This is a genomic window from Candidatus Binatia bacterium (genome assembly GCA_036493895.1).
Taxonomy (GTDB): Bacteria; Desulfobacterota; Binatia; order UBA1149; family CAITLU01; genus DATNBU01.
In genome coordinates this window covers 50,626-76,044 of record DASXOZ010000030.1, presented here as the reverse complement: position 1 = coordinate 76,044, position 25,419 = coordinate 50,626, and the positions used below count along the sequence as shown (strand labels likewise).

Here is a 25,419-nt window from a genome sequence, read left to right as displayed (position 1 = left end):
TCTCGCGCCTGGGTCCGGCATCAGTTGCGTGCGCGATCGACGAGCCGGTCCTTTTGCAGCCACGGCATCAGCGCGCGCAGCTTGGAGCCGACCTTCTCGATCTGGTGGTTCTCGCCTTCCTTTTGAAGCTCGTGAAAGTGGGGAAGACCGCACTTGTACTCGGTGATCCACTCGTCGGCGAACTTGCCCGACTGGATCTCGGCGAGCACCTGCTTCATCGCCTTGCGCGTCTCTTCGCCGACCACGCGCTTGCCGCGCGTAAGGTCGCCGTACTCGGCCGTGTTGCTGATCGAGTAGCGCATGTTGGCGATGCCGCCTTCGTAGAGAAGGTCGACGATCAGCTTGGTCTCGTGCAGGCACTCGAAGTACGCCATTTCGGGCGCGTAACCGGCCTCGACGAGCGTCTCGAAGCCGGCGCGGATCAGCTCGGTGAGGCCCCCGCACAGGACGGCCTGCTCGCCGAACAGGTCGGTCTCGGTCTCTTCGCGGAACGTCGTGCCGATCACCGCCGCGCGCGTCCCGCCGATGGCGGCTGCGTACGCGAGAGCGACGGCCTCGGTGTCGCCTGGGCCGTCCTGATGCACCGCCAGCAGGCACGGCACTCCCATGCCCTTGGCGAACTCGCTGCGCACGAGATGGCCCGGTCCCTTCGGCGCGACCATGAACACGCCTGCATCGGCCGGCGGCACGATCTTCTTGAAATGGATGTTGAATCCGTGCGCGACGGCGAAGTACGCGCCCTTCTTCAGATTCGGTCCGATCTCGGCGGCGTACAGCTCGCCGGCCAGCTCGTCGGGAACGAGCATCATCACGACGTCGGCCTTGGCCACGGCTTCGGCAACCGCCAGCACTTCGAAACCGGCGGCGCGCGCCTTGGTCGCCGAGCCTCCGTCCGGGCGCAGCCCGACGATCACCTTGACGCCGCTGTCGCGAAGATTCATCGCGTGGGCGTGGCCCTGGCTGCCGTAGCCGATCACGGCCACGGTCTTGCCGGTGATGTTCTCCGGCCTGGCTTCGTTCCTGTCGTAGATCTTCATCCGAGGTTCTCCTTGGCGCCGTCGGCGGGCGCGCTTGCCGGGCTCTCCGGTGCGAGGAGTCTCTCCCCGCGGTAGAGCGCCGCGCTGCCCGTGCGGGCGATTTCCTTGATCCCGATCGGCTCCAGCAGGCGGACCATCGCATCGATCTTTTCCTGCGCTCCGGTGATCTCGATGATGCAGGCGCTGGTGCCCACATCGATCACGCTGGCGCGAAAGATGTTGACGATGTTCATCACCTCGGCGCGCGTGGACGGCTCGAAGACGACCTTGACCAGCGCGAGCTCGCGGTCCACGTACTCGCCCTGGCGGAAGTCGACGACGTTCATGACGGCGACCATCTTGTAGAGTTGCTTCGTCACCTGCTCGAGCACGGACGCGTCGCCGCGCACGGTCATCGTGATGCGCGAGACCGTCGCATCGAGCGTCTCGGCAACCGACAGGCTTTCGATGTTGTAGCCGCGCCCGCTGAACATCGCCGCTACGCGCGACAGCACTCCGAACTCGTTCTCGACGAGAATGGAGATGGTGTGCTTCGGCAGCGTGCTCATCGGTCGCCTCCTCTGGTGGGAATCCGCGCGTTCGGGATCCCGTCTGGACAAAATGCGCCCTCGAGGCCGGCCCGCTGGCCGGTCGGGGGCGCTGCTCACATGGAAAAGCGGCCCGGAAGCGGCCGCAAACTCATGCCTCCGAAGAGGCCTCCCCGCGACGGGCTTCGCCGAGCATGCGCATCAGGCGATCCTTCTCCGCGAGCTTCTCTTTCTGCAGCTCGCGGCGGTGAAGCTCTTCGTCGGTCGTCAGGTGCGGGCGCGCCGACAACTCCTCTACCTCGGCCTTCAGCTTGGCGTGTCGCTCGTACGACCTGCGAAGCCCGGGGTGTTCCGGAGCCAGTTGCTTCACCAGTTCTTCGTCATGTGTGTCCATGGTGATCTCCTGGGTGATCTCCTCGGTGATGTTGCGCGCGGATCGCCGCGAGGGATCCGCGACAGCGGGCGCGAACGTTACTGCCGACGTGCGCGGTTGTCAAATCCTTCGCGCACCGAAATGTCAGCATTTTCAACGGGTTACTCGGCGACCGCAGCCGGCGCAACGCGGTTGCGGTTGGGTCGCGCCGCGGCCTGCCCGACGTAAACCGGCAACAATTCATCGACTTCGACGAGCTTGCCCCTTGCCGCGCGCGATGCGACCAGGGCGGCCAGCGCTTCCAGTGCGTTTCCAGAAAGCACGCAAAGATCCGCAGCCGCTCCAGTCGCTTGCTGCAGCGCGGCCAGCGCCGCCTGCGGCGCCGCGACGACGAAACCGCTTTCCGTCGCGTCCTCGCTGAGGGCCGCGCAGTCTTCGAGCGCGATGACGTGCGGCGCGACGAGCTCGTCGACGTCGTCGTCTACGCGGCGGTACTTCGCGGCGATGACGGTGCCGGCGGATGCGGAGTAAAGCGCGACGACACTCTGCCCGGGGGAGGCAGCGCGCAACGCCAGCAATTCGAGGCTGCCGACGGACACCGCTCGGCAGGGCGCGCCGAAGGCCAGCCCGCGCAGGAACGCCAGACCGGAGCGAAGGCCGGTGTAGGAGCCGGGACCGACGACGGCCCCGAGGATCCCGACCGCGGACAGCGCTGCGCCGCGCGCGGCCAGCAGCGAGCCTGCTACTGACGCGAGGTCTTCGGTGCGCGCAGCACCGCTGCCGGCAGTCTCCAGCAACGCCGTATCGCAGCGCCCCACCGAGGCGAGCGCGACGCCGGCATCAGGCCCGGAGGTATCGATCGCAAGCACGAGCGCACGCTGCGCGTCCGCGCCGTCGCGGTCCGCGCCCGGCAAGGAATTGGTTTTTGTGCTCACCCGCCGACGATGCGAACGAGGTCGTGGAACACGACGAACAGCATCAGCGTGCCGATCAGCACCATGCCGAAGCCGAGCGCGTATTCCCGCACGCGAAGCGAAAGAGGCCGCCCGCGCACGGCTTCGAAGCCCATGAACGCGAGGTGGCCGCCGTCGAGCACGGGGATGGGCAGAAGGTTGACGACGCCCAGGTTGACGCTGATCAGCGCCATGAAGAGCAGCAGCGGCTGCAGGCCCGACTGCGCATGACGGCTCGCTTCGGCGACGACGAGAATCGGTCCGCCGAGGTCGCTGGCCGAGACACGGCCCTCGACGAGGCGCACGAACGTCTGGACGATCATCCACGAGTCGCGCCACGTGCGATCCAGAGCCGTGAGCATCGCTCCAGCGGGCCCGATCGGAACGAGGTCAACGCCACGGCTCACGCCGATCTGCCACACCGGCGCGAGCGCTTCCCCGAAAGGGTCGCGCTGGTCGGCGAGCTTCGGCGTCACGTCGACGTTTCGCCGCTCGCCCTTTTCGTCGGCGATATCCATGTGCAATACGCGCCCGTTGCTCGCAACGATGGCGGCGACCATCTCGTCCCAGTTGGCGATAGTCTTGCCGTCGATGGCGACGACGGTGTCGCCGTGACGCAGACCCACCTGCTCGGCCGGCCTTCCCGTTGCGACGCCGTCGATCGTCGGCTTGTCCGACGCTACGCCGACGCCGTACGCCAGGGCGCACCCGAACAGCACGAGCACTGCGAACAAAAGGTTGACGGCGGGGCCGGCGACGATGATCGCCGCACGCTGCCACAGCGACTTGGCGGTAAACCCGCGCGAGGGGTCGGCCGGGATATCCTCGGGATCGCCGCCTTCTTCCTCGTATCCGGCCATGCGCACGTAGCCGCCGAGCGGGATCATCGCGATGCGATAGACCGTCTCTCCGACTTGGCGCGCGAACAGCGTCGGGCCGAAACCCATCGAAAACACACGGACCTCGACGTCGCAGAGCTTGCCGACCAGGAAGTGGCCGAGCTCGTGGACGAAGATGACGACCGCCAGCACGAGAATCGCGGCGGCGAGGCTGCCTGCTTGCATGGCGCTTACTTTACACCCGCCCCGGTGCGGCCCGAAACGAGGTTTTCAGCGCGCCGGAGGGATTTGGACGCGCGGATTTCGCAAAAAGTTCCGGATGCGCCGAGCACGTTTTTTGCGCAGCCGGCGGTCAGGTCCACGTGAGGCTCGCGTAGTAGTAGGTGAACACGATCGGCAGGACCATGCTGTCGGTGCGATCGAGCACTCCCCCGTGACCGGGGATGATCCAGCCCGAATCCTTGGCGTCGAACGCCCTTTTGATCATCGATTCCGACAAGTCGCCGATCTGCGCGAGCAGCGAAAGTATTGCCGTCACGAGCACCGACTCGAGGAATCCGAAGCGTCCGACCAGCGCCCACTGGAAGAAGCCGCCGATGACGACCGCGGCGGCCACCGATCCGGCGGCGCCTTCGACGGTCTTCTTCGGGCTGACGGTGGGCCACAGCTTGCGCTTGCCCCAGGCGCGCCCGGCAAAGAAGCCGCCGGCATCGCTGGCCATCGACGTCGCGATCACGAAAAACACGAGGCCCGGCCCGTGCTCGAGCGCGCGCAGCCAGATCAGGTGAGGCAGCAGCAGGCCGCCGTACAACGCGGCGAACAGGATCTGCCCGGCGCCGGTGACGCTGCGCTGCATGTCCTCGGCAGTGGCCAGCGTCCCGAGCATCACGCCGATCAGCGCGACGACGATGCCGGCCGACAGCGTGGCGCCGGTGGCGTCCACCCACATCGACAGTGCGATCGCCATGCCCGCGCCGACCGTCAGCGGCGCCGAGCCGGTGACGGCCACCCTCTGCATCGCGGCCATCTCCATCAGCGACAGGAACGTGAATGCGAGAACGACGGCGGAAAAAATCACGTTGGGTCCGGCCAGGATCAGCCAGATCAGCAGCGGAATGGCGATCGCGGCAGTGGCCAGTCGCTGGCGCAGCATTCAGGCCTCGGCGGCGAGTTGCTCGGCGGTAAGGCCGAAGCGCCGCTCGCGGCGGCGGTAGTCCTCGAGGGCAGCGAGGAACTGGGGGCGGCGGAAATCCGGCCACAGCGCATCAGTCACGTACAGCTCGCTGTAGGCGACCTGCCACAGCAGGAAGTTGGAAAGACGCATCTCGCCGCTGGTGCGGATCAGCAGGTCGGGATCGGGAAGCCCCGCGGTCATCAGCGACTCCGAGAACGAATCCTCGTCGATGTCCTCGGGCGCGATCTCGCCGTCGCGCACGCGGCGCGCAAGGCGCCTGGCGGCAGCGACGATCTCTTCGCGCGCGCCGTAGCTGACGGCGAGCTGCACGGTCATCGACGTGTTGTTGCGCGTGGTGTGCTCGGCCGAACGAAGATCGGCGAGCACGTCGCGAGGCAGGCGCCGGAGATTGCCGATCGCGCGCAGCCGGATGCCGTGCTTCATCATGCGGCCGAGCTCGCTGCGCACGTAGCGGCGCAGCAGGCGCATCAGCGCACCGACTTCGCGCTCGGGCCGTTCCCAGTTCTCGGTCGAGAACGCGTAAAGCGTCAGCACCTCGATGCCGATCTCGCGGGCTACCTCGACGATCTCCTTGACGGAATCCTTGCCGCGGCGATGGCCCTGGATGCGGCTGAGCCCGCGCCGCGTCGCCCAGCGACCGTTGCCGTCCATGATGATCGCCACGTGACGCGGCAATCCGGTTCGATCCGTGGTTTCCACCGCGCCCGTCCGCTCAGACCGAAAGGATCTCGTGCTCCTTGGTCTTTACGATCTCGTCGATCTGCGCAATCGTCTCGTCGGTAAGCTTCTGGACTCTCTCGCTGGCGCCGCGGTGCTCGTCCTGCGTGATTTCCTTCTCGGTCTCGGCTTCTTTCAGCAGCTCGTTGGCATCGCGGCGGTGGGTGCGCGCCGACACCCGGTGGTGCTCGGCGTCCTTGCGCAGCTGCTTGACGAGGTCTTTGCGCCGCTCTTCGTTCAGCTCGGGGATCGGCAGCCTCAGGATGATTCCGTCGCTGACCGGCGACAGTCCGAGCTCGGCCATGCGGATCGCCCTGTCGATCGACTGCAGCGTGCTCTTGTCGAACGGTTGCACGACGAGAAGCCGCGCCTCGGGAGCCGAGACCGTCGCGAGCTTGTTGAGGGGAGTGGAAGAACCGTAGTAGTCGACGAAAACGTGGTCCAGCAGCGCCGGCGTGGCGCGCCCGGCGCGAATGCGGGCCAGGTCGCGGCGCAGCGAGACCAGCGTCTCGTGCATCTGGCCGCGAAGCTCCTTGAGGATGTCTTCGATCATCGTTTCACCCACGAACCGGGCGCGCCGCCCGCTGCGGCGTCACCCTGCGACCAGCGTGCCGATGCCGTCGCCCGCCACCGCCCGCACGATGTTGCCTTCGCGCGTCATGTCGAAGACGAGGATCGGCATGCGGTTGTCCATGCACAGCGAAATGGCAGTCGTGTCCATCACCTTCAGGCTCTTCTGAAGCACCTCGAAGTGGGTCACCTTCTCGAATCGCTCCGCCAGGGGATCCTTTTCCGGATCCGCCGAGTAGACGCCATCGACGCGCGTGCCCTTCATGATGATGTCGGCCCCGACCTCGACGGCCCTCAGGCTGGCGGCGGTGTCCGTCGTGAAGAAAGGGTTGCCGGTGCCGGCAGCGAAGATGACGACGCGGCCTTTTTCGAGGTGGCGGGTGGCGCGGCGGCGGATGTACGGCTCGGCCACCTCGCGGATCTCCAGGGCGCTCTGCACCCGGGTCGGGACGCCGAGCTTTTCGAGCGCATCCTGCAGCGCCAGGCTGTTCAGGACGGTGGCCAGCATGCCCATGTAGTCGCCGGTGGCGCGGTCCATGCCCATTTCGGCGGCCTTGAGGCCGCGAAAGATGTTGCCGCCGCCGACGACGACGGCCATCTGGCAGTCGAGCGCGCGCGCGTCACGGATTTCGCGGGCGATGCGCGAGACGACGAGCGGGGCGATCCCCGATTCGCCGTCGCCGGCAAGCGACTCTCCACTGATTTTGAGAAGGACGCGCCGGTAGCGGGACGGCTTGGCTCCAGCGTCAGCCATGGTGGGGGCGCTCCGCGCTCAGGCGCTCTGACCGATGGTTTGGGCGACCTCGTCAGCCAGGTTGGACTGCTTCTTCTCGATGCCCTCGCCGAGCTGGAATCGCGCGAAGCGGGAAACCGACAGGCTCGCGCCCGTCTCCTTCGCGGACTGCGCGACCAGCTTGTCGACGCGCAGATCGCTGTCGCGCACGTACTCCTGCTCGAGCAGGCAGATCTCCGAGTAGAACTTCTCGATCTTGCCGTCGACGATGCGGTCGACGATCTTTTCGGGCTTGCCCGAAGACAGTGCCTGCTGTCGGTAGATCTCGCGCTCGGCGGCAAGATCGCCTGCGGCGATCTCGTCGCGCGAGACGCAGCGCGGGAACGCCGCGGCTACCTGCATGGCCAGCGACCTGGCCAGCTCGATGTGGCGCGAGTCGCCGCCGGCAATCTCCACGAGCACACCGATCTTTCCGCCGGCGTGCACGTAGCTGCCGACCACACCGTTCTTGCTCGCGAAGCGCGAGAAGCGGCGCAGCCCGATGTTTTCGCCGATCTGCGCGATGCTTTCGGTCAGCAGCGCAGCGATCGTCTTGCCGCCTTCGACCTTGAGGCCGCTGACGGTGTCGCCGCTGCCTTCGGTGACGTCGGCCGCCAGCAGGGCGGCGCCGAGCGTCTGCAGCAGCGCGCGGAACGCGTCGGTCTTGGCGACGAAGTCGGTTTCGCAGTTGAGCTCGAAGACGACGGCGCTCTTCGAATCAGGGCTCGAGAGCACGCCGACCAGCCCGTCGGCGGCCACCCGGCCGGCCTTCTTGGACGCGCCGGCGAGGCCCTTTTCGCGCAGCACGGCGACTGCCTTCTCGATGTCGCCGGCCGTGTCGGCCAGCGCCTTCTTGCAGTCCATCATGCCCGCGCCGGTACGCTCGCGCAGGTCCTTGACGAGCTTGGCGTCGATGTTCATTCGGCGGGGCTCGTGTCGAAGTCGGAAGTGGCAAAGGAGCCGGGCTCGAACGATGCCGCGCCGCCCATGGCCTCTTCGCCGGCCGCGCCGATGACGTCGGCGAAGCTGCCGCCGTAGGAGGTGCCGTCACCCTTTTCGGCGACCGTGCCGCGGGCTTCGCTCTCGGCCAGGCCCTCGAGGCAGGAGTCGGCGATCGCGCCGCAGAACAGGCGGATCGCGCGGATCGCGTCGTCGTTGCCCGGCACGCAGTACGCGATCCGGTCGGGGTCGCAGTTGCTGTCGACGACGGCGACGACGGGGATTTTCAGGCGATTGGCCTCGGCCACCGCGATCTGCTCGCGGTCCGGGTCGATGACGAACAGCGCGTCGGGAGGACGCTTCATCTCGCGGATGCCGGAAAGGTTGATCATGAGCTTATCGAGCTCGCGCTGCATCAGCAGGCGCTCTTTCTTCTTGAACAGCTGCGCGCTGGCCGGATCCGCCAAGGTGTCCTCGATGCGACGCATGCGGTCGATCGACTTCTTGATGGTCTGGAAGTTCGTCAGCGTTCCGCCGAGCCAGCGGTTGTTGACGTAGTACTGCTTGCCGCGTTCGGACTCCGACTTGATCGCTTCCTGGGCCTGCTTCTTGGTGCCGACGAACAGCACGGTGCCGCCGCGGGCGGCGACTTCGCGGACGAAGTCGCAGGCTTCCCGAAAGAGATTGACGGTCTGCTGGAGGTCGATGATGTGAATCCCGTTTCGCGCGCCGAAAATGTAGGGGCGCATCTTGGGGTTCCACCTGCTGGTCTGGTGGCCGAAGTGAACGCCGGCCTCCAGGAGCTGCTTCATCGTGACTTGGCTCATCCGCACCTGTTCCTGCACACCGCGAGCGCGGTGCGTCGTTGTCTGCAATACCGCCCGTTTTGCGGGGCGTAACCCCGGCCCAATATCCGACGATGGGGCCGGATGCAATGGTGCCGGGTCTGGAGCCTCCATCTGACCGCGTGGGCATCGGGCACCACGGATCAGCGCCGCGTGGGGTCAGGCACCAGCGATCATCGGGGCGTTTGGGGTCGAACTGGACGGCTCGGCATGACCCCACGCACTGGTGCCAGACCCCTAGAGTCCCTATTGGCTCATGGAGTCGAGGAAGTCCTTGTTGCTCTTGGTTCCCTTCATTTTGCCGAGCAGGAACTCCATGGCTTCGACCTGGTTCAGCTGGGTCAGGAGCTTGCGCAGCAGGAAGACGCGGGTGAGGGCGTCCTTTTCCATCAGCAGGTCTTCCTTTCGGGTGCCTGACTTGAGGATGTCGATGGTCGGGAACACGCGGCGGTCCATCAGGCGGCGCTCGAGGTGGATCTCGCAGTTCCCGGTGCCCTTGAACTCTTCGAAAATGACCTCGTCCATGCGGCTGCCGGTATCGACCAGCGCGGTGCCGATGATCGTCAGGCTGCCTCCGTCCTCGATGTTGCGCGCAGCGCCGAAGAACTTCTTCGGACCACGCAGCGCATTCGAGTCGACGCCGCCTGACAGGATCTTGCCGCTCGGTGGCACGGTCGCGTTGTAGGCGCGCGCCAGGCGCGTGATCGAGTCGAGCAGGATCACGACGTCGCGGCCGTGCTCGACGAGGCGCTTGGCCTTCTCGATCACCATCTCGGCCACCTGCACGTGACGGGTCGGCGGCTCGTCGAACGTCGACGACACGACCTCGCCCTTGACCGAGCGCTGCATGTCGGTGACTTCCTCGGGCCGCTCGTCGATCAACAGGACGATGAGGATGACTTCCTTGTTGTTCTCCGCGATGCCGTGCGCGATGTGCTGCAGCATCACCGTCTTTCCGGTGCGCGGTGCCGCGACGATCAGCGCCCTCTGGCCTTTTCCGATCGGCACGAGGAGGTCGATGACGCGGGTGGTGAACTCGGCAGGATCGTGGGACAGCCGAAGCGGCGCGTCGGGGTAGAGCGGCGTCAGGTTGTCGAAAAGGACCTTGTCGCGCACGCGATCGGGAGCGTCGTAGTTGATCGCCGAGACCTTGAGCAGCGCGAAGTAACGTTCGCCTTCCTTCGGCGAGCGGATCAGGCCCGAGACGACGTCGCCGGTGCGAAGCCCGAAGCGGCGCACCTGGCTCGGCGAGATGTAGATGTCGTCGGGACCGGGAAGGTAGTTCGAATCCGGAGCGCGAAGGAAACCGAACCCGTCGGGCAGGATCTCGAGGACCCCCTCGCCGTAGACGTTGCCGTTCTTGGCAGTCTGGGCCTCGAGGAGCTTGAAGATCAGCTCCTGCTTGCGCATCGCCGCGACGCCTTCGACGCCGAGCTCGCGCGCCACGTCGGCCAGCTCGCGGACCGTCTTCTTCTTCAGCTCGGTAAGGTCGAGGGTCGGAGTGGTCGAGGCTTCGGCTGCCGCGATCTGGGCTTCGTCGGCAGCGAGGTCTTCCTTCGGGAGCCGTCCGGGGCGGTCGTGGTTCTGGCCTCCACCACCGCCTCCGCCTTGGCCGCCGCCTCCCTGGCCTCGTCCCCGGCCATGGGATTTGCCGCCGTCGCGATGACCGCGACCGGACCGTTCGTCCCCGCTCTTTCTTTCCCTGGCAGTTTCAGTGCCGCGTTCTGACATCGGACTCGCTTATGGTTGGTTGGGTCGGGGGCGCTTTGCCTCCGGGATGGAGGCAGGAGAGCCCGCCGAGGGTCGGCCGCCACCGGCCGAAAGGGTTCGTCGGGTCGCACCGCGGTCGGGTGGCCGGTGCCTGAGCACCTGGGCTACCCGCCCTTCAGGTCGAGGATCCGCTTGCAGCGGCGTCGCTTTGCCGGAAGGCGGCGGAAACGGAGAAGGTTCCCGGGCGGTGTAACCGAAGGCTAAATCATGGGTTGCCGGGTGTCAACCGCGGTCCCGGCCGCCCTGCCCCTTCCCGCCCCGGTCGGCGGAGGCCCTCAGCCAGGCCAGCAGGTCCTCCAGATCTCGCGGAAGCGGGGCTTCGATGCGCAAATGCCCGCCGCCGGCCGGATGGGCCAGCTCGATGGCGGAGGCATGCAGCGCATGGCGCTTGAGCCCGCCGATCGTGCGGCCTCCGTAAACCGGGTCACTGACGATCGGGAAGCCTGCCGCCGAAAGATGCACGCGGATCTGGTGGGTTCGGCCGGTGCGAGGGTGCACCTCGAGCAGCGTGGCCGGTCCCACTCTCTCGAGCGGCCGGTAGTCGGTCGTCGATGCGCGCGCGGGGCGGCCTCGCACGGACATTTTCGTGCGCTCGGTCGGATGGCGCCCGATCGCAAGATCGATGTGGCCCGGCTCCTTCACTGCGCCATGCACGATCGCGAGGTAGGTCTTGCGGATCGTGCGGTCGCGGAACTGTCGCGACAGCGCTTCGTGGGCCGCCACTGTCTTTGCAACGAGGATCACGCCCGAGGTCTCGCGATCGAGGCGATGGACGATGCCGGCGCGGCTCGCGTCTCCCGGCCACGCTCGCGAAGGCTCACGCGCACGAAGCGCATCGACCAGAGTGCCCGCAGGATTGCCCGCCCCCGGATGCACGACGAGCCCGGCCGGCTTGTCGATGGCGAGGAACCATTCGTCCTCGTGGAGCACGACGAGGTCGATCGCATCGCCACTGGATGGCGGCGGCAGCGGCGCAGGCTCGGCCTCGAGGAGCGTGACGCTCTCGCCTTCGCGCAGACGGTGCGATGCGCGCACGGGCTTGCCGTCGATCGTCAACCTGTCGTCATCGGCGGCGGCCTTGATCTGCGAGCGCGTCGGCGCGCCGTCCTGGCGCGCGAGCCAGCTATCGAGGCGCTCGCCGGCGTACTGCGGCGCTACAAAAAATGTAGCGCTCCTGGCGGCGCGGGCGGCTTCGCCGCGCGAAGTGGCAGCGGCTTCCTGCAGCGCCGCGCCGGCCTTTTTCCGCGGCGGCGCGCTCGTGCCCGGCAGCCGCGACGCGCTCATGCGCGGCTGTGCGAGGCCAGCACTGCCTTGGCGCGCGCGACGTCGGTACCGATCTGCGCGGCCAGTGCGCCGGTCGTCTCGAATTTTTTCTGGTCGCGCAGTTTCTCGAGGAACTCGAGCATGAGCGGACGACCGTAGAGGTCGCCGAGCTCGACGAGCAGGTGGGCCTCGATGGCCGTCTCGGTGCCGCCGAACGTCGGCGTGCTGCCGATCGACGTCACGCTGTCGATGCGGCGGCGGCCGAGGCGCGACAGCGTGACGAACACACCGTCGCCCGGCACCAGCGGCGTCTGAGGTTTCAGGTTGGCGGTTGCGAAGCCGAGCCCGCGTCCCCTGCCCGCACCGTGCTCGACGCGGCCGCGCACGAAGTGAGGGCGGCCGAGCAGTCGCGCCGCGGCAACGACGTCACCGTCGCGCACCAGCGAGCGGATGACACTGGATCTCGCGACGACCCCGTCGACCTCCACCGGAGGAATCACTTCGACGGCGAAGTCGTAGCGCCTGCCCGAGCGCTCCAGCGAAGCGACGTTGCCGCCGCGGTCGCGCCCGAAGTTGAGGTCGTCACCGACCAGCACGAGCTGGCAGCGAAGCGTCTCGACGAGGAAGCGCCGCACGAACTCGTCGGCCTCGATGGCCGCGAAGCTCTTCGAGAAGCGCTGGACGACGACGAGGTCGGGCCTCTCGACCTTCAGCGCGTCGAGCCGGTCGTGCAGCGTCATGATCGCCGGCGGCGCCGCTTCGGGGCGCACGACCGAGATCGGATGCGGATCGAACGTGAGGACGACGGCGGCCGCGCCGCGCGCATCGGCCTCGCGGCGAAGGCGCTGCAGGATGACCTGGTGGCCGCGGTGCACACCGTCGAAATTGCCGATGGTCACCACCGCACGGCCGGGAAGGCCGCGCGCACTCTTCAGACTGCGGAGGACCCTCATTGGCGACCCGCGGTCGATGCTAGCAGGGGATGGTTCGGGTCCGAATCGGCCGGAGGTAGTTCGCTTCGTTGAAGCGCTTGGATCTCGCCGCTCGCTGGCTCGCGGCTCGCGATCACCCGCCGGTTCCGAGCTCCGACAGCATTTTGGAGGCCTTGGCTGCCTCGCCGGTGCCGGGATAGCGGCCGATGACTTTCTGCAGGCTCAGCTTGGCATCGACGCGGTCGCCGACGATCTTGAACGCATCGGCCTGGCGCAGCAGCGCCGCGGGAGCCTTGTCGCCCGATCCGTAGTTGATCGACACCTGGTTGAACTCGATGATCGCGCGGTGGTACTGCCCTTTGCGGAAGTACGCCTCGCCGATCCAGAACTGCGCGTCGTCGGCGTACGGTGAGGTCGCGTTGTCGTGCAGGAAATTGCGGAACGACTGGATCGCTTCGTCCTGGTCGCCTTCGGCGAGCTGGCGCATCGCCGAGTCGTACGCGGTGCCGACCAGCTCGGAAGGCACCTGGCCTTTCTCCGGCTCGCTCGACGGGCTCGGTGCCGGCGGGGCGGGTGCAACGGGCACCGGGGTGGTCGGCGGACTGCCGGCGCTCGCCGTCGCGTTGGACGCAGGCCCGGTCTGGTCTTCGGTCATCGGCGCGGTCGGCCTCTGCCAGTAGTCGTCGGTGGCGCTGCCGGGACCGCCTGGACCGCCTGGACCGATCGGATGGCCCGGGCGATGCCCGTACTGCATCTGGTCGATTGCCGCGCGCACCAGCTCCTGCTCGTGGCGAAGGTCTTCGATGGCGCGGCGCTGCTCGAGCACCATGCTGCGAAGATCGTCGTAGCGGCGGTCCGAGCTGCCGTCCATTGCGCTGCAGCCGGCGACGAGCGACGCAACCGGCAGCAGGGCAATCCAGACGGACAGGTTCGAACGCATACTCCGGTGGGTCCTACTCGGTCAGGTCGACGAGGTGGGCGCGCCGGTTGCGGTGCCAGCAGTCCTCGTTCTGCTCGTGGCAGACGGGGAGTTCCTCGCCGTAGCTGACCGTGGAGAGGCGACCGGCCTTGATGCCGGCGCCGACCAGCGCGTCGCGAACGGTCTTGGCGCGGCGGGCGCCGAGCGCAAGGTTGTATTGTGCGGTACCACGCTCGTCGCAGTGGCCTTCGATCTCGACTTTGCCGCTCTCCTTGCGCAGGAGGTCGGCATCGGCGCGCACTGCCTGGTTGCCTGAGCCGTCGAGGTCGGCCGAGTCGTACGCGAAGTACACGGTCTCGAAGCGGCCGCCTTCACTCGAGGAGCCGGTCTTCTCGAACTGGCCGAGGCTGCCCTTGCCCCCGAGGCTGTCGTCGGTAAGGCTGCCCGTGTCCTCGCCGGACTTCTTGGCCGAGCAACCGCTCGTCACGACGAGCGCGAGCCCGGTCCCCACCACCACGCCCAGCACGCTGAGCTTCCGCATCCACACCGCAAGTCCGAGACTCATGCTCTTCCTCTCTTGCGCCCTGTGAAGGGCGACTCTTGCGCCCTGTGAAGGGCGACTCTTGCGCCCCGTGAAGGGCGACCCTGATTTTGATTCCGAATCGAAGGCGCTGGAAGGCTGGTCAGCGCCTAATCTAGCCGCTTCGACCAACTTGGGGAACTATCATCCCCCTTGCCGGTGGTCAATTCTCGCTCCCATCTGCCTGTGAGGTCCACGAGGTAAAGCTTGCGGTCTCCACCCGCTTCGCGCGCGAACACGACGTAGCGCGAGTCGGGAGACCAGGTCGGATCCTCGTTCGAGCCGGTGAAAGTGAGCTGCCTCGGCTCTCCTCCGGTGGCCGGAACGATGAAGATGTGGAAGTCGCGGCCGACGCGACCGGCGTACGCGATCCAGTGGCCGTCGGGCGACCACGACGGCGCGCAGTTGTAGCTTCCGCCGAAAGTGATGCGTGTCGCTTCGCTGCCGGGCGACGGCGCCATCGTGTAGACCTGCGGCGTACCGCCTCGCGAAGAGCAGAACGCCAGGCGGGAGCCGTCCGGGTTCCACGCGGGATCGACGTCGATGCCCCAGTGGTCGGTCAGCCTCTTCTGCTCCTGGCTGGCGAAGTTCAGCAGGTAGATGTCGGTGTTGCCGCCCTCCTCGCGGGCCAGCGCCAGCGAGCTGCCGTCGGGCTTCCAGGCCCCGCCGACGTTGACGCCCATCTTGGTCGCAAGCTGCTTCTCGGCCCGGCCCGCCAGCGTGACGCTGTACAGCGACGGTGCTCCCCCGCGAAAGCTCGTGAAGACGATCGAGCCCGAGTCGACCGACCACGACGGGGCCATCGTCACCGTGTGGTGGTTGGTCACCCTGGTGATCTCGCCGTCGAACGTGAAGACGTTGATCTCCTTGGCAAAGCCGCCGCGGTTGGAGACGAACGCGATGCGCGAGTCGAAGGGACCGGGGGTGCCGGTCGTGAACTCCATGACGGCGTCGGCGGTACGGTGCGCCATGCGCGCGACGTCGGAGGCGGGGCCGCGAAAGCGCTTGCCGCCGACCATCGAATGGGCGCCGACGTCGAGGTAGGCGACTTCGACCGCAAGGTCACTGCCGGTCTTCTCGTAGTGACCGAGAACTACGCCGCGCGCGCCGACGGCCTGCCAGTTGAGGAAGTTGACGTGTTCGGGACCGAGAGGCCCCGGAGGAACTCCTTCGATGTAGGACGCGGGGTCGACGACCTTGTAGAGGCCGGAGATCTCGAGGTCGTCGGCAACGATGCGCCGGAATTCCTCTTCGAGCGCAGGCTCGGGAGCCGAGATCGGCGCGAGGCGCACGACGGCGATCGGCGTGCGGTTGGACCCGGCGCCGGAGATCTCGCCGTGCAGCGGAGCCGCGTGCAGTGACCGGGGAATCGCGAAAAGTACCGCGGCAAGGGCGACGGAAGCCGCCGTAGAAAGCCTGCGCGAGCTGCTGGGTTCCATCTCCGCCACGTCCTCACCCTCCATCTCGGACCGCCCCGACTGCCCCGACCGCTTCACTGCATCATCTCGGCACCGCGGAAGACGAACTCGACGTCCTCGAAATCCGCGCGGACGTTCGGTGGAGGTGGAGTCAGGGTTCCCGTCGCCCGAACGGCGTTGACTGCCGACTCATCGTACTGCGCACTGCGGGAGCGATCCGTGATGCGCACGTCGGTGATGCTGCCGTCAGCAAGTATACTGAATCGAACCGTGGTCGCCAAAGTCGGGTCGGGATCGCCGGGCCATACCCACTGGGCTTTCAGCGTTCGATACAGGTAGCCGAAGTACGCGTAGAACTCGGGGCTGCGATTGCCCGGCCCACCGCCTCCGCCATTCGGATCGCCTGAACGGCCCGTTTCCGTCTCGTGTGCGGCGCCGGGCGCACCGGCGCCGGTCGTCGAAGCTTGCGATCCCTTCGCCGGTTCCGTTTTCGGCGCGCTCTTCGGCGTCTCCGCTGCGGGCTCGGTTTTCTTCGGCGGCTCGGGTTTTTCGGCAGCCTTCGGAGTCTCCGGTTTCTTCGCAGGCTCGGGCTTCTTCGGCGGCTCCGCTTTCTTCGCAGGCTCCGGCTTCGGCTCGGGCTTTTTCGGCGGCTCCGGTTTCTTCGGCTCCGGTTTCGGCTCGGGCTTGGGCGGCACGACCTTCGGGGGCTCGGGCTTCTTCGGCTCCGGGATCGCGTCCTTCTTGGGAGGAGGAGGCTCGGGTTTCGGCTCGACTTTGGGCGGCTCGGGCGGCTTTACCGGCTCCGGTTTTGCCGGCTCGGGTTTCGGTTCGACCTTCGGCGGCTCCGCCTTCGGCGGCGCCGGTGGCTGCTCGACCTTGGGAGGCTCCGGCTTCGGCTGCGGCGTCGCCTGGCGGCTCGACGGCTTGGCGAGAGGCCCGATTTTCAGCAGCGGCGAGTCGCCGCGCGGAACGGCAAGGTCGACGACCGGCCCTCCTTCGCCCTCGAAACGCGTCGGCTCGGGCGCGTACAGCGCAACGACGATGACGACGAGGACGATGAGGATGTGGCCGGCGAACGACCAGCCGAAGTCCCTCAGCAGGCGAGGATCGAAGTGCCCCGCCCGCGCGGCGCCGGGCCGCTCGCGGACGCCGGCGCCCACTTACTTCGCCCCCGGCGGCTCGGTGATCAGGCCGAGCTTGTCGACGCCCGCCGCCTTCAGTGAGGAGATGACCTGCACCACTTTGCCGTAATCGGCGCCCTTGTCGCCGCGCACGTAGACGACGCGGCGGGGCTCCTCCTTCAAGTTGGCAGCAACCGTGGACGTGAGCTTGTCGAGCTCCATCTGCTTGTCGTTGAGGTAGACCTTGTTGTCGCCGGTCACGGAGACGACGAGCGCCACGTCTTCGCCCTCGACCGCCTGGCCGCCGGCCTGGGGAAGCTGCACGTTGACACCCTGCTGGATGATCGGCGCAGTGACCATGAAGATCACCAGCAGCACCAGCATCACGTCGACCAGCGGCGTGACGTTGATTCCCGCTACCGTCCCGCCTTCGTAGTCGTCGCCGCCGCCCACTTTCTACCTGTTGGCGCCCATCCGTGTCAGTTGAGGAAGTGACGTTCGGCGATGTTGAGGAATTCCGAGATGAAGCTGTCCATCTCGCCGGCGACGAGGCGCGCCGCCCTGGCGTAGTGGTTGTACGCCACGAGGGCGGGGATGGCCGCGGCCAACCCGGCTGCGGTCGCGATCAGTGCTTCGGAAATGCCCGGCGCCACCGCCTGGATGCTCGACGGCCCTCCCATCGACAGGCCGCGAAACGAATTCATGATGCCCCAGACCGTGCCGAAAAGGCCGATGAACGGCGCGGTGCTCGACGTGGTCGCGAGGAAGGTCAGCAGTTTTTCGAGCTCGGTCCTTTCGCGCAAGGCGGCCCGCCGCATCGCGCGCTCGACGTTGGCGATGCCGCCGAGCTCGGTGCTGAAACCTTCTTCGGCGTTCGCCTTCTTGCGCGTGCGAAGGCGCAGGAGCTCCTCGTAGCCGGCAGCGAACACGGCGGCCAGGGGGTTGGGCCCGAGCTGCACGCAGGCCCGCGAGACTTCGGCCAGGTTGCGGGTATCCCAGAAGAGCTTCTGGAACTCCTCGGCGCCGTGGCGGGCCAGGCGCATCTGCCGGGCCTTGAAGATGACGATGCCCCAGCTCGCGACCGACGCCGCGATCAGCGTCCACAGGACCACGAGCACCACCGGTCCGGAGCCGGTGAGCATGGACATCACGGAATGTTCAGGTTGAGGAGTCACTTAACCGACCACCGCACGACCGCACCACAACAACGGGCGAAGGTATTCTCGCTTGCCCAGGCTGTCAATTTTACGACGTGCGCCAGCGTGACGTGCTCCGCAACAGCGCGCGATTCGCACGATGAGCAGGCGGCCACGCCCAAGCAGCCGCGCGGGGCAGACACGCGCAGCGCCCTGGCGCGCGCGATTGACTTGGTGCCCCTCCCGTGGGAAACGCCCTCTCCTTTTCCTTGCGAATCCGGCGTCTTGCCGGATTGTCTTTGCCCGAGCCGGAGCCCGGAAGGACGAGGATTCAAGGGGGACCTGCAATGGCCATTCGCGTCGGCGTCAACGGCTTCGGAAGAATCGGGCGCAACATGCTGCGCGCCGCGCGCGGTCGCAGCGACTTCGAGATCGTCGCCGTCAACGACCTGACCGACGCGGCGACTCTCGCGCACCTGCTCCGTCACGACTCCGTGCACGGCCGCTTCGACGGCACCGTCGAGGCCGGCAACGGCGAGATCATCGTTCGCGGCAATCCCATCAAGGTACTGTCGGCCACCAATCCGGCCAACCTTCCGTGGAAGGAGCTGGGGGTGGACATCGTCGTCGAGTCGACGGGCCGTTTCACCAAGCGCGACCAGGCGGCCGCCCATCTTGCCGCCGGCGCCCGCAAGGTGCTGATCTCGGCCCCGGCCTCCGGCGCCGACCTGACGCTCTGCTACGGCGTCAACCACCAGTCCTACGATCCGGCCGCCCACCACGTCGTCTCCAACGCGTCGTGCACCACCAACTGCCTGGCGCCGGTAGCCAAGGTGCTGCACGAGAGCTTCGGGCTGCGCCGCGGCATGATGACGACCATCCACTCGTACACGAACGACCAGAAGATCCTCGACCTGCCTCACGACGACCTTCGCCGTGCTCGTGCCGCCGCACTGTCGATGATCCCGACGACGACCGGCGCCGCCAAGGCCGTCGGCCTCGTGCTGCCGGCCCTGAAGGGCAGGCTCGACGGCATGGCCATCCGCGTTCCGACGCCGAACGTCTCGGTGGTCGACCTCGTGTTCGAGACGGACAAGAAGCCGTCGGCCGACGAGATCAACGCCGCAGTCAAAGCCGCCGCCAACGGGCCTCTGAAGGGAGTCCTGCAGTACTGCGACGAGGAGCTCGTCTCGTGCGACTTCAACGGCAACCACCACTCGTCGATCTTCGATGCGCCGCTGACCAAGGTGCTGGAGCCCGGCTTCTCGAAGATCCTGTCGTGGTACGACAACGAAATGGGGTTCTCGGCCCGCATGTGCGACGTCGTCGCGATGATGGCCTCTTCGCTGTGACCTTCGTCGTCCCGTGAAGAGCATCGAGAAGATTCCTCTGGAGGGACGACGCGTTTTCATCCGCGTCGACTTCAATGCGCCGGTGACCGACGGCCGCATCACCGACGTGACGCGCATCCGCGCTGCGAAGAAGACGATCGAATACGCAATCGCCAAACGCGCCAAGGTGATCCTGGCGTCCCACCGCGGACGTCCCGGCGGCAAGGTGACGCCCGAACTGTCGCTCGGCCCCATTGCCGGGCAGCTGTCCGAGGAAATCGGCGGGAAGCCGGTCCGGCTTCTGCCCGATTGCATCGGTCCGGAAGTCGAGCGCGCCATCGCGCAGATGAAGGACGGCGAAGTCGTCCTTCTCGAGAACCTGCGCTTCCACAAGGAAGAGGAAAAGAACGACGAAGGCTTCGCGCGCGCGCTGGCGGCCTTGTGCGACGTCTACATCAACGACGCATTTGGCGCGGCGCACCGCGCACACGCCTCGACTGCGGGCATGGCCCGCTTCGTCGCCGACTGCGGGGCGGGCTTCCTGATGTTCGAGGAGGTCGCTGCGCTGCAGAGCCTGCTCGACGATCCGCCGCGTCCGTTCGTCGCCGTCATCGGCGGCGCCAAGGTCCGCGACAAGGTCAAGCTGATGCACAACCTGCTCGACCGCGTCGACTCGCTGCTGATCGGCGGCGCGATGTCGTACACGTTCCTGCACGCGATCGGCATCCCGGTCGGTGCGTCGATCGTCGACGACGACAACGTCGATCTCGCGCGCAGCCTCGTCACCGATGCGCGTGCACGCGGGGTGCGGCTCGCGCTTCCGCTCGACCACGTGATTGCGCGCGAGTTCAAGGAAACGGCCCCCGTCAAGGCGACCGAAGGTGCTGCGATCGATACCGGCTTCATGGGCCTCGACATCGGCCCGAAGACGCGCAGCGAATTTCGCGAGATCCTGCTCGGCGCGCGGACGATCTTCTGGAACGGCCCGATGGGCGTCTTCGAATGGGAAAGCTGCGCTGCCGGCACGATGGCAGTCGCCAACGCCGTGGCCGACTCGAACGCGCACAGCGTGATCGGCGGAGGCGACTCCGGCGCTGCACTGGCCAAGTCGGGGCGCACCGGCGACGTCAGCCACGTGTCCACCGGCGGCGGCGCTTCGCTCGAGTTCCTCGAAGGGAGCGAGCTTCCCGGCGTCGCTGCGCTCGAGCAGGCCGAGGCGGCAGCGTGAGGACTCCCCTTCTTGCGGGCAACTGGAAGCTTCAGGCCGGCACTCGAGCCGAGGCCGTCGCACTCGCGACCGCCGTGGCGGGAGGCTGCCGCGGCCTGTCCGGACGCGACGTGATGATCGCTCCTCCGTTCCCCGTTCTTCGCGACGTCGCAAGCGCGGTGCAGGCGAGCATCGTCGCCGTCGGCAGCCAGGACATCTACTGGGAAGCGTCGGGCGCATTTACCGGCGAAGTGTCGGCTGCGATGGTCGCCGATACCGGATGCCGGTACGCGATCATCGGGCACAGCGAGAGGCGCCAGTTCTTCGGGGAAACCGATGCCGGCGTCGCGAAAAAGGCCGCAGCCGCGTTCGCGGCAGGGCTGGTGCCGGTAGTCTGCGTCGGCGAGTCGCTGGCCGAGCGTGACGGCGGCCGGACGATGCAGGTGATCTCCACCCAGGTGCGCGAGGGCATCGGCGGCCTTTCGCCCGAGGCTTTTGCCGCCCTGGTGCTCGCCTACGAGCCGGTATGGGCGATCGGCACCGGCCGCACCGCCACGCCGCAGCAGGCCCAGGAAGTCCACGCCCACATCCGCGCCCTCGTCCGGGGACTGGCCCCGGCTGGAATCTCCGACCGCCTTCGCATTCTCTATGGAGGAAGCGTCAAGCCGGGCAACATCGACGAGCTGATGGCCTGTCCGGACGTCGACGGCGCGCTCGTCGGCGGCGCCAGCCTCGTCGCCGACGATTTCCTTCGCATCGTGCACTATCGGGAGCTCTCTTCATGAACGCATTGCTGATTATCGTCCACGTCGTTTCTTGCATCGTCCTGATCCTCGTCGTGCTGCTGCAGGCCGGGCGCGGCGCCGACATGGGCGCTGCATTCGGAGGCGCGAGCACGCCGATGTTCGGCTCGGGAAGCTCGACCAATCCGCTCGCGCGCATGACGACGATCACCGCGATCGCGTTCCTCACCTCTGCGCTGCTGCTCGCCGTGTCGTCGGCGCGGCGCGCATCGGTGTTCGACAGCTACAAGGCGCCTGCTCACGTCGACGTTCCCGTCGGTGCAGTGCCGGCGCAGCAGGAGTCGCCCGCTGCTTCTTCCGACCAGGCGCCCGCAACTCCGCCCGTCGGCGAGGCCAAGCCTTTGACGATTCCCGCAGCACCGGGCGCAGCCGCTCCGGGCGCCGGTGACGCAGCACCCGCAGCGGCGCCGTCTCCCCAGGCTGCCGCGCCGCAAGACGCTCCCACTCCAGCGCCGGCGCGAGCGCCGGCTGGTGCTGCAACGCCGCCGCCGGCCCAACCGGCGGAGCAAGCACCTCCCGGGCAGTGACGAGGCACCCGCGAAAAGCAGGAAAACAAGGGTTGACCGCGCCGGCGGCGACCCCTAAAACGCGCGCTTCGACGCGTGCGTCTTTGCGAGGCTGGCGGAACTGGCAGACGCGCTAGGTTGAGGGCCTAGTGGCCGAAAGGTCGTGGGGGTTCAAGTCCCCCGCCTCGCACCACCGAATCATCACGAGACATCCAGCGGAAATCCCGGCGCGCAGGCAAGGCAGAAGCCCCTCGCGAGCGTTTTGCAAGCGTTCGGGGCTCCACCCTACAATGCGGTCCTTTCGATGGGCACATTCACCTCCCTTCTGATCATCGTCGTCTGCGTGGCGCTGTGCGCGTTCTTCTCGGCGGCCGAGACGGCACTTCTGCGCCTGCGCGAGCACGAGATCGAAGAAGAGATCGAGAAGCGCCACGGCCCGGCTGCGCTGGCCATCCGCGATCTCGTCGCGTCGACGTCGCGGCTGCTGTTCACGATTCTTCTCGGCAACAACATCGTCAACATCCTCGGCGCCTCCGTGGCCTCGGTGCTGTTCGTCAACATGTTCGGTCCCGAGTGGGGAGTGCTGGTGTCGGCCCTCGGCATGACGCTGGTGATCTTCCTGTTCGGCGAGATCTTTCCGAAGGCGCTGGCGGCGCATCATCCGCGCGGCGTCGCATCGTTCATCGCGATCCCGCTCTACCTGATTCACCAGGCGCTCCGGCCCTTCCACCTGCTGATGGACCGCTACCTGACGCCGATCGTCGAGCGCGTGGCCGGCGGCCAGTCGCTCGGCGAGGTGCACAACCGCACCGAAGAAATCCTTCGCCTGGCGCGCGAGGAGCGGAACGAAGGCGCCGAAAGACCCCAGTCCGGGTCGGTGTCGGCCATCATCGGTGCGGCGGCCGGCGCCTCCGAGATGACGGTGTCCGACATCATGATCTCGCGCGCCGAGGTCACGGCCTTCCCGGTCGGCACCCCGGCTTCCGAAATCCTCGAGCGGGTGCTCGAGGAACGCTACACGCGCGTGCCGGTCTACGAGGAATCGATCGATCACGTCATCGGCGTCCTGCACCTGAAGGACCTGGTCAAGCTGGTGCAGGACGGAGGCAGCGACGTGCGCGGCATCCTGCGCAACGTGCTGCGCGTTCCCGAGCGCAAGTCGATCCTGCCGCTGCTGGCGGACATGCAGCACGCGTTCGTGCACATGGCCATCGTCAAGGACGAGTTCAACGTCACGCTCGGCATCGTCACGCAGGAAGACATCCTCGAGGAACTGGTCGGTGAAATCCGCGACGAGTTCGACCACGAGGAGCTGCTGACGATACGCCGCCTGGCCGACGACCACTTCGAGGTGCTCGGCCGCGTCAAGGTCCACGACTTCAACCGCGAGAGCGACTGGAACATTCCGGCCGAACGCGGCGACACGCTGGCAGGCCTCATCTTCAACATTCTCGGGCGCGCGCCGCGCCGCTGGGAGACGGTGACGCTGCCGGGCTACGAGATCGTCGTCGTCGACGTCTCCGGAAATCGCATCTCGCAGGTGCGCATCCGGCGGCTCGAAGAGGACTCCGAAGAAAGAGCCGAGGCCTGAATGCCGGTCACGCTGCACTGTCCGCCGAAGCCCTGACGCCCCGCGATCCGCCGTCCGCGCACGCGCTCAGCGAATCGCTTCGGCGCGGGCTGCGCCGTCAGCTCTCGTCCGCCTTCTTCTGCGCGGCCAGCCTGTCGGCCACTTCCTGCTTCGGCACCACGCGCCCGTTGCCGACCCCTTCGCAGATGCTTCGGGCTTCGGCAGTCCACCCACCGCGCCGGATCAGCTCCGGCCAGAACGGGAAGGTGCGGCACTGCACCGGCCTCGATTCGTAGACGGTGCAAAGGTTCGTCTCCGCATCGAGCAGCACGCAGCGGCCGTCGGCGAAATCGAGCTCGGTCCAGCCGTTCTCGTCACGAAACGTGAAGCGTGCGCGGAATTCGCGAGTGCTGAGGCCGAGCCTGTCGGCAAGCGCCTTCACGTCGTCGCTGCCGAGGTAGACGTGGGAGTACTGCCCGCGGGTCCAGCAGCATTTGCCGCACTGGGTGCACTCGAAGCGCAGCCCACGTTCCTTCTTTTCTTCCTCTGGCATCGCGGCGCGCGAGCATGACCGGGTCGAAGGGCAGGCGCAACGGCCTTTGCGCGGCGCGGCGCGTCTATTGCACGGCCCGCGCGGGCCTTTGCACGGGTGCGTGCGGGCTGTAATGGGTCGGGCGCCAGTTGCGCCGGAGGCGGCGCTTGCGTCCATGCCTTCCTTTTCGTCGAACAGCGCAGCCTCGAGCCGGCTCGCAACAGCCGCCGTCGCCGCGCTCGCCTGCAGCGCGTTCTTCTTTACGTGGCTCGGGCGCCAGCCCTTCACCGACGAGGGCTCGGTCTGCCACATGGCGATGCGGCTGCTGGGCGGCGCCCACCTCTACCGCGACGCGTGGAACGAAAAGGCTCCGCTGCACTTCGTGCTCGCGGCGCAGTGGGGGCGCGCGTTCGGCGTGACGGTGACGAGCCTTCGCGCCCTTGCTGCCACCGAAATGTTCGTCGTGCTGCTGCTGCTCGCGCGCCTTGTCGGCGGCGCGCGCTGGGTCGCCATGGCAACGGCGCTGCTGGTCGCTCCGTGGTACCAGGCGCATCATGGCGTACAGGAGGCGACGCTGGCGCCGCTTGCGCTGGCAACCATCGAGGCCTCGACTGCAAGCGGATGGCTGTCCCTCGCTGCGGCCGGGGTGCTTGCGGCCAGCGGCTGCTGGGTGAAGCAGAGTTTCGTCGCGATCCTTCCCGCGTTCGCCGACGAGACGCGGCCGCGCCTCGTCGTGCTCGCTGGCGCGACGCTCGCGGCGGCGCTGGCATGGCTCGCGGTATTCTACCTTCACTGCGGGGATGCCATTTGGCAGATGCCGCCGTTCGGCCAGCGCGAAGCGGCGCTGCCGTACGTCACCGGCATCTGGTCCGAGGACAAGACGATCCTTCTCGTGCACACGTCGGCGATCGTCGCGCTGATTCTCGCGACGACGCGGCTCGGCAGCGACGTGCTGACGCGACGCCTCGCCGCCTCCGCTTTCTGGATGGCGCTGCCTGCGCTGCTGAGGCCCGGTGCGTTTCGAGCTTGGCCTTCGGCCGTATTGGCGATTGCGGCGGTCTGCCGCGTGATCGCCTCGGCAACGCCGGCGCAGCAGCGACGCTGGAGCGCGGCTCTGCTGGCTCCGGCCATTGCAGTCGGCGTCGCCCGCATCGCGATCCACGACGGGAACTATTCCACCCTCGCCAACGTGGCTGCGCGCGTGGATTCGCTTACCGAGCCGGGCGCTCCGATCTGGGTCGGGCCCCACGAGGCTCTGATCTATTGTCTTTCCGGACATCACGCGGCCACGCGAGTCGATTTCGCGCTGCCATGGTCTCCGGCGCCGTCGATGCGCGCCGCCCTGCTCGAGCAGCTCGCCGCCGCTCCGCCGCAAGTGATCGTCGATGCCAGCGATGCGTACCAGCGCTGGCAGGGGCGGCTCGAAGACAGCCTGCCTGGCATCGGCTCACTGCTCGACAGCCGGTATCGGCACGTCGATACGATCGGCGGCTTTGCGATCTGGCAGCGAGCGGACCCCGCCGCGATCCCTTTGCCAACGGCGCAGCCCTCGCATAACTAACAC

The 25,419-nt window shown here is 67.4% G+C and carries 26 protein-coding genes, 1 tRNA gene and 1 pseudogene; 7 read left to right on the top strand and 21 right to left on the bottom strand.

The features are described from left to right. Positions 1-20: 20 nt before the first annotated feature. The 20 genes and pseudogenes from ilvC to VGK20_08340 all read right to left on the bottom strand — a co-directional run bounded on the left by ilvC (position 21) and on the right by VGK20_08340 (position 17,918). Positions 21-1,037, bottom strand: a complete 1,017-nt coding sequence (ilvC, locus tag VGK20_08435; protein ID HEY2774065.1) for a ketol-acid reductoisomerase — start codon at positions 1,035-1,037, stop codon at positions 21-23. After that, positions 1,034-1,585 (bottom strand): acetolactate synthase small subunit, encoded by a 552-nt coding sequence (gene ilvN, locus VGK20_08430; protein ID HEY2774064.1) that lies wholly within the window; start codon positions 1,583-1,585, stop codon positions 1,034-1,036. The genes ilvC and ilvN overlap by 4 nt, the downstream gene beginning before the upstream one ends. Positions 1,586-1,715: 130 nt before the next feature. Continuing rightward, positions 1,716-1,958: a YdcH family protein gene (locus tag VGK20_08425; protein ID HEY2774063.1), complete on the bottom strand. Its 243-nt coding sequence runs from the start codon at positions 1,956-1,958 to the stop codon at positions 1,716-1,718. Between the two features lie 140 nt (positions 1,959-2,098). Continuing rightward, positions 2,099-2,872, bottom strand: a complete 774-nt coding sequence (tsaB, locus tag VGK20_08420) for a tRNA (adenosine(37)-N6)-threonylcarbamoyltransferase complex dimerization subunit type 1 TsaB (protein HEY2774062.1) — start codon at positions 2,870-2,872, stop codon at positions 2,099-2,101. After that, positions 2,869-3,954, bottom strand: coding sequence for an RIP metalloprotease RseP (gene rseP / locus VGK20_08415; protein HEY2774061.1), 1,086 nt, complete (start codon positions 3,952-3,954; stop codon positions 2,869-2,871). Before rseP ends, tsaB begins: the two co-directional genes overlap by 4 nt. A 127-nt stretch (positions 3,955-4,081) precedes the next feature. Further along, the gene (locus VGK20_08410) at positions 4,082-4,882 is read right to left on the bottom strand and encodes a phosphatidate cytidylyltransferase (protein ID HEY2774060.1); all 801 of its coding nucleotides are present in this window, start codon (positions 4,880-4,882) and stop codon (positions 4,082-4,084) included. Further along, positions 4,883-5,662 (bottom strand): annotated as a pseudogene (locus tag VGK20_08405) (isoprenyl transferase). It lies immediately after the preceding gene. Next, positions 5,637-6,194: a ribosome recycling factor gene (frr, locus tag VGK20_08400; protein HEY2774059.1), complete on the bottom strand. Its 558-nt coding sequence runs from the start codon at positions 6,192-6,194 to the stop codon at positions 5,637-5,639. Before frr ends, VGK20_08405 begins: the two are co-directional and overlap by 26 nt. 39 nt (positions 6,195-6,233) lie before the next feature. After that, positions 6,234-6,965, bottom strand: coding sequence for a UMP kinase (pyrH, locus tag VGK20_08395; GenBank protein ID HEY2774058.1), 732 nt, complete (start codon positions 6,963-6,965; stop codon positions 6,234-6,236). Between the two features lie 18 nt (positions 6,966-6,983). Beyond that, positions 6,984-7,904, bottom strand: a complete 921-nt coding sequence (tsf, locus tag VGK20_08390) for a translation elongation factor Ts (protein HEY2774057.1) — start codon at positions 7,902-7,904, stop codon at positions 6,984-6,986. Further along, positions 7,901-8,749 (bottom strand): 30S ribosomal protein S2, encoded by an 849-nt coding sequence (rpsB, locus tag VGK20_08385; protein HEY2774056.1) that lies wholly within the window; start codon positions 8,747-8,749, stop codon positions 7,901-7,903. The genes tsf and rpsB overlap by 4 nt, the downstream gene beginning before the upstream one ends. Positions 8,750-9,013: 264 nt before the next feature. Then, a complete protein-coding gene (gene rho, locus VGK20_08380) occupies positions 9,014-10,498 on the bottom strand; it encodes a transcription termination factor Rho (protein ID HEY2774055.1) in 1,485 nt (494 codons plus the stop codon). A gap of 261 nt (positions 10,499-10,759) precedes the next feature. Next, positions 10,760-11,821, bottom strand: coding sequence for an RluA family pseudouridine synthase (locus VGK20_08375; protein HEY2774054.1), 1,062 nt, complete (start codon positions 11,819-11,821; stop codon positions 10,760-10,762). Then, a complete protein-coding gene (locus tag VGK20_08370; protein ID HEY2774053.1) occupies positions 11,818-12,753 on the bottom strand; it encodes a bifunctional riboflavin kinase/FAD synthetase in 936 nt (311 codons plus the stop codon). Before VGK20_08370 ends, VGK20_08375 begins: the two co-directional genes overlap by 4 nt. Positions 12,754-12,865: 112 nt before the next feature. Next, positions 12,866-13,672 (bottom strand): tol-pal system protein YbgF, encoded by an 807-nt coding sequence (gene ybgF / locus VGK20_08365; GenBank protein HEY2774052.1) that lies wholly within the window; start codon positions 13,670-13,672, stop codon positions 12,866-12,868. A gap of 13 nt (positions 13,673-13,685) precedes the next feature. Beyond that, complete coding sequence (locus VGK20_08360; protein HEY2774051.1) at positions 13,686-14,216, bottom strand: OmpA family protein; 531 nt, start codon at positions 14,214-14,216, stop codon at positions 13,686-13,688. A gap of 125 nt (positions 14,217-14,341) precedes the next feature. Continuing rightward, a complete protein-coding gene (gene tolB / locus VGK20_08355; GenBank protein HEY2774050.1) occupies positions 14,342-15,670 on the bottom strand; it encodes a Tol-Pal system beta propeller repeat protein TolB in 1,329 nt (442 codons plus the stop codon). Positions 15,671-15,723: 53 nt separating this feature from the next. Further along, positions 15,724-16,809: an energy transducer TonB gene (locus tag VGK20_08350; GenBank protein HEY2774049.1), complete on the bottom strand. Its 1,086-nt coding sequence runs from the start codon at positions 16,807-16,809 to the stop codon at positions 15,724-15,726. Beyond that, positions 16,810-17,223, bottom strand: a complete 414-nt coding sequence (gene tolR, locus VGK20_08345; GenBank protein ID HEY2774048.1) for a protein TolR — start codon at positions 17,221-17,223, stop codon at positions 16,810-16,812. 26 nt (positions 17,224-17,249) lie between these two features. Next, positions 17,250-17,918: a MotA/TolQ/ExbB proton channel family protein gene (locus tag VGK20_08340; GenBank protein ID HEY2774047.1), complete on the bottom strand. Its 669-nt coding sequence runs from the start codon at positions 17,916-17,918 to the stop codon at positions 17,250-17,252. Positions 17,919-18,253: 335 nt separating this feature from the next. Here VGK20_08340 and gap point away from each other — a divergent pair, with 335 nt between their 5' ends. The 6 genes from gap (at position 18,254) to VGK20_08310 (ending at position 23,344) form a co-directional block, all read left to right on the top strand. Beyond that, entirely contained in the window at positions 18,254-19,258 is a 1,005-nt protein-coding gene (gap, locus tag VGK20_08335) for a type I glyceraldehyde-3-phosphate dehydrogenase (protein HEY2774046.1), read from the top strand. Positions 19,259-19,271: 13 nt separating this feature from the next. Continuing rightward, the gene (locus VGK20_08330; protein ID HEY2774045.1) at positions 19,272-20,465 is read left to right on the top strand and encodes a phosphoglycerate kinase; all 1,194 of its coding nucleotides are present in this window, start codon (positions 19,272-19,274) and stop codon (positions 20,463-20,465) included. After that, a complete protein-coding gene (tpiA, locus tag VGK20_08325) occupies positions 20,462-21,229 on the top strand; it encodes a triose-phosphate isomerase (protein ID HEY2774044.1) in 768 nt (255 codons plus the stop codon). Before VGK20_08330 ends, tpiA begins: the two co-directional genes overlap by 4 nt. Further along, the gene (secG, locus tag VGK20_08320) at positions 21,226-21,774 is read left to right on the top strand and encodes a preprotein translocase subunit SecG (protein ID HEY2774043.1); all 549 of its coding nucleotides are present in this window, start codon (positions 21,226-21,228) and stop codon (positions 21,772-21,774) included. The genes tpiA and secG overlap by 4 nt, the downstream gene beginning before the upstream one ends. A gap of 85 nt (positions 21,775-21,859) precedes the next feature. Then, a tRNA-Leu gene (locus VGK20_08315) sits at positions 21,860-21,946 on the top strand. Positions 21,947-22,057: 111 nt separating this feature from the next. Then, positions 22,058-23,344, top strand: coding sequence for a hemolysin family protein (locus tag VGK20_08310; protein ID HEY2774042.1), 1,287 nt, complete (start codon positions 22,058-22,060; stop codon positions 23,342-23,344). A gap of 97 nt (positions 23,345-23,441) precedes the next feature. Here the strand turns inward: VGK20_08310 and VGK20_08305 are convergent, their stop codons facing one another. Continuing rightward, positions 23,442-23,876, bottom strand: a complete 435-nt coding sequence (locus tag VGK20_08305) for a YkgJ family cysteine cluster protein (GenBank protein HEY2774041.1) — start codon at positions 23,874-23,876, stop codon at positions 23,442-23,444. 154 nt (positions 23,877-24,030) lie between these two features. On the opposite strand from VGK20_08305, the gene VGK20_08300 reads away from it, so the two are divergent. Further along, positions 24,031-25,416 (top strand): hypothetical protein, encoded by a 1,386-nt coding sequence (locus VGK20_08300; GenBank protein HEY2774040.1) that lies wholly within the window; start codon positions 24,031-24,033, stop codon positions 25,414-25,416. Positions 25,417-25,419: the final 3 nt, after the last annotated feature.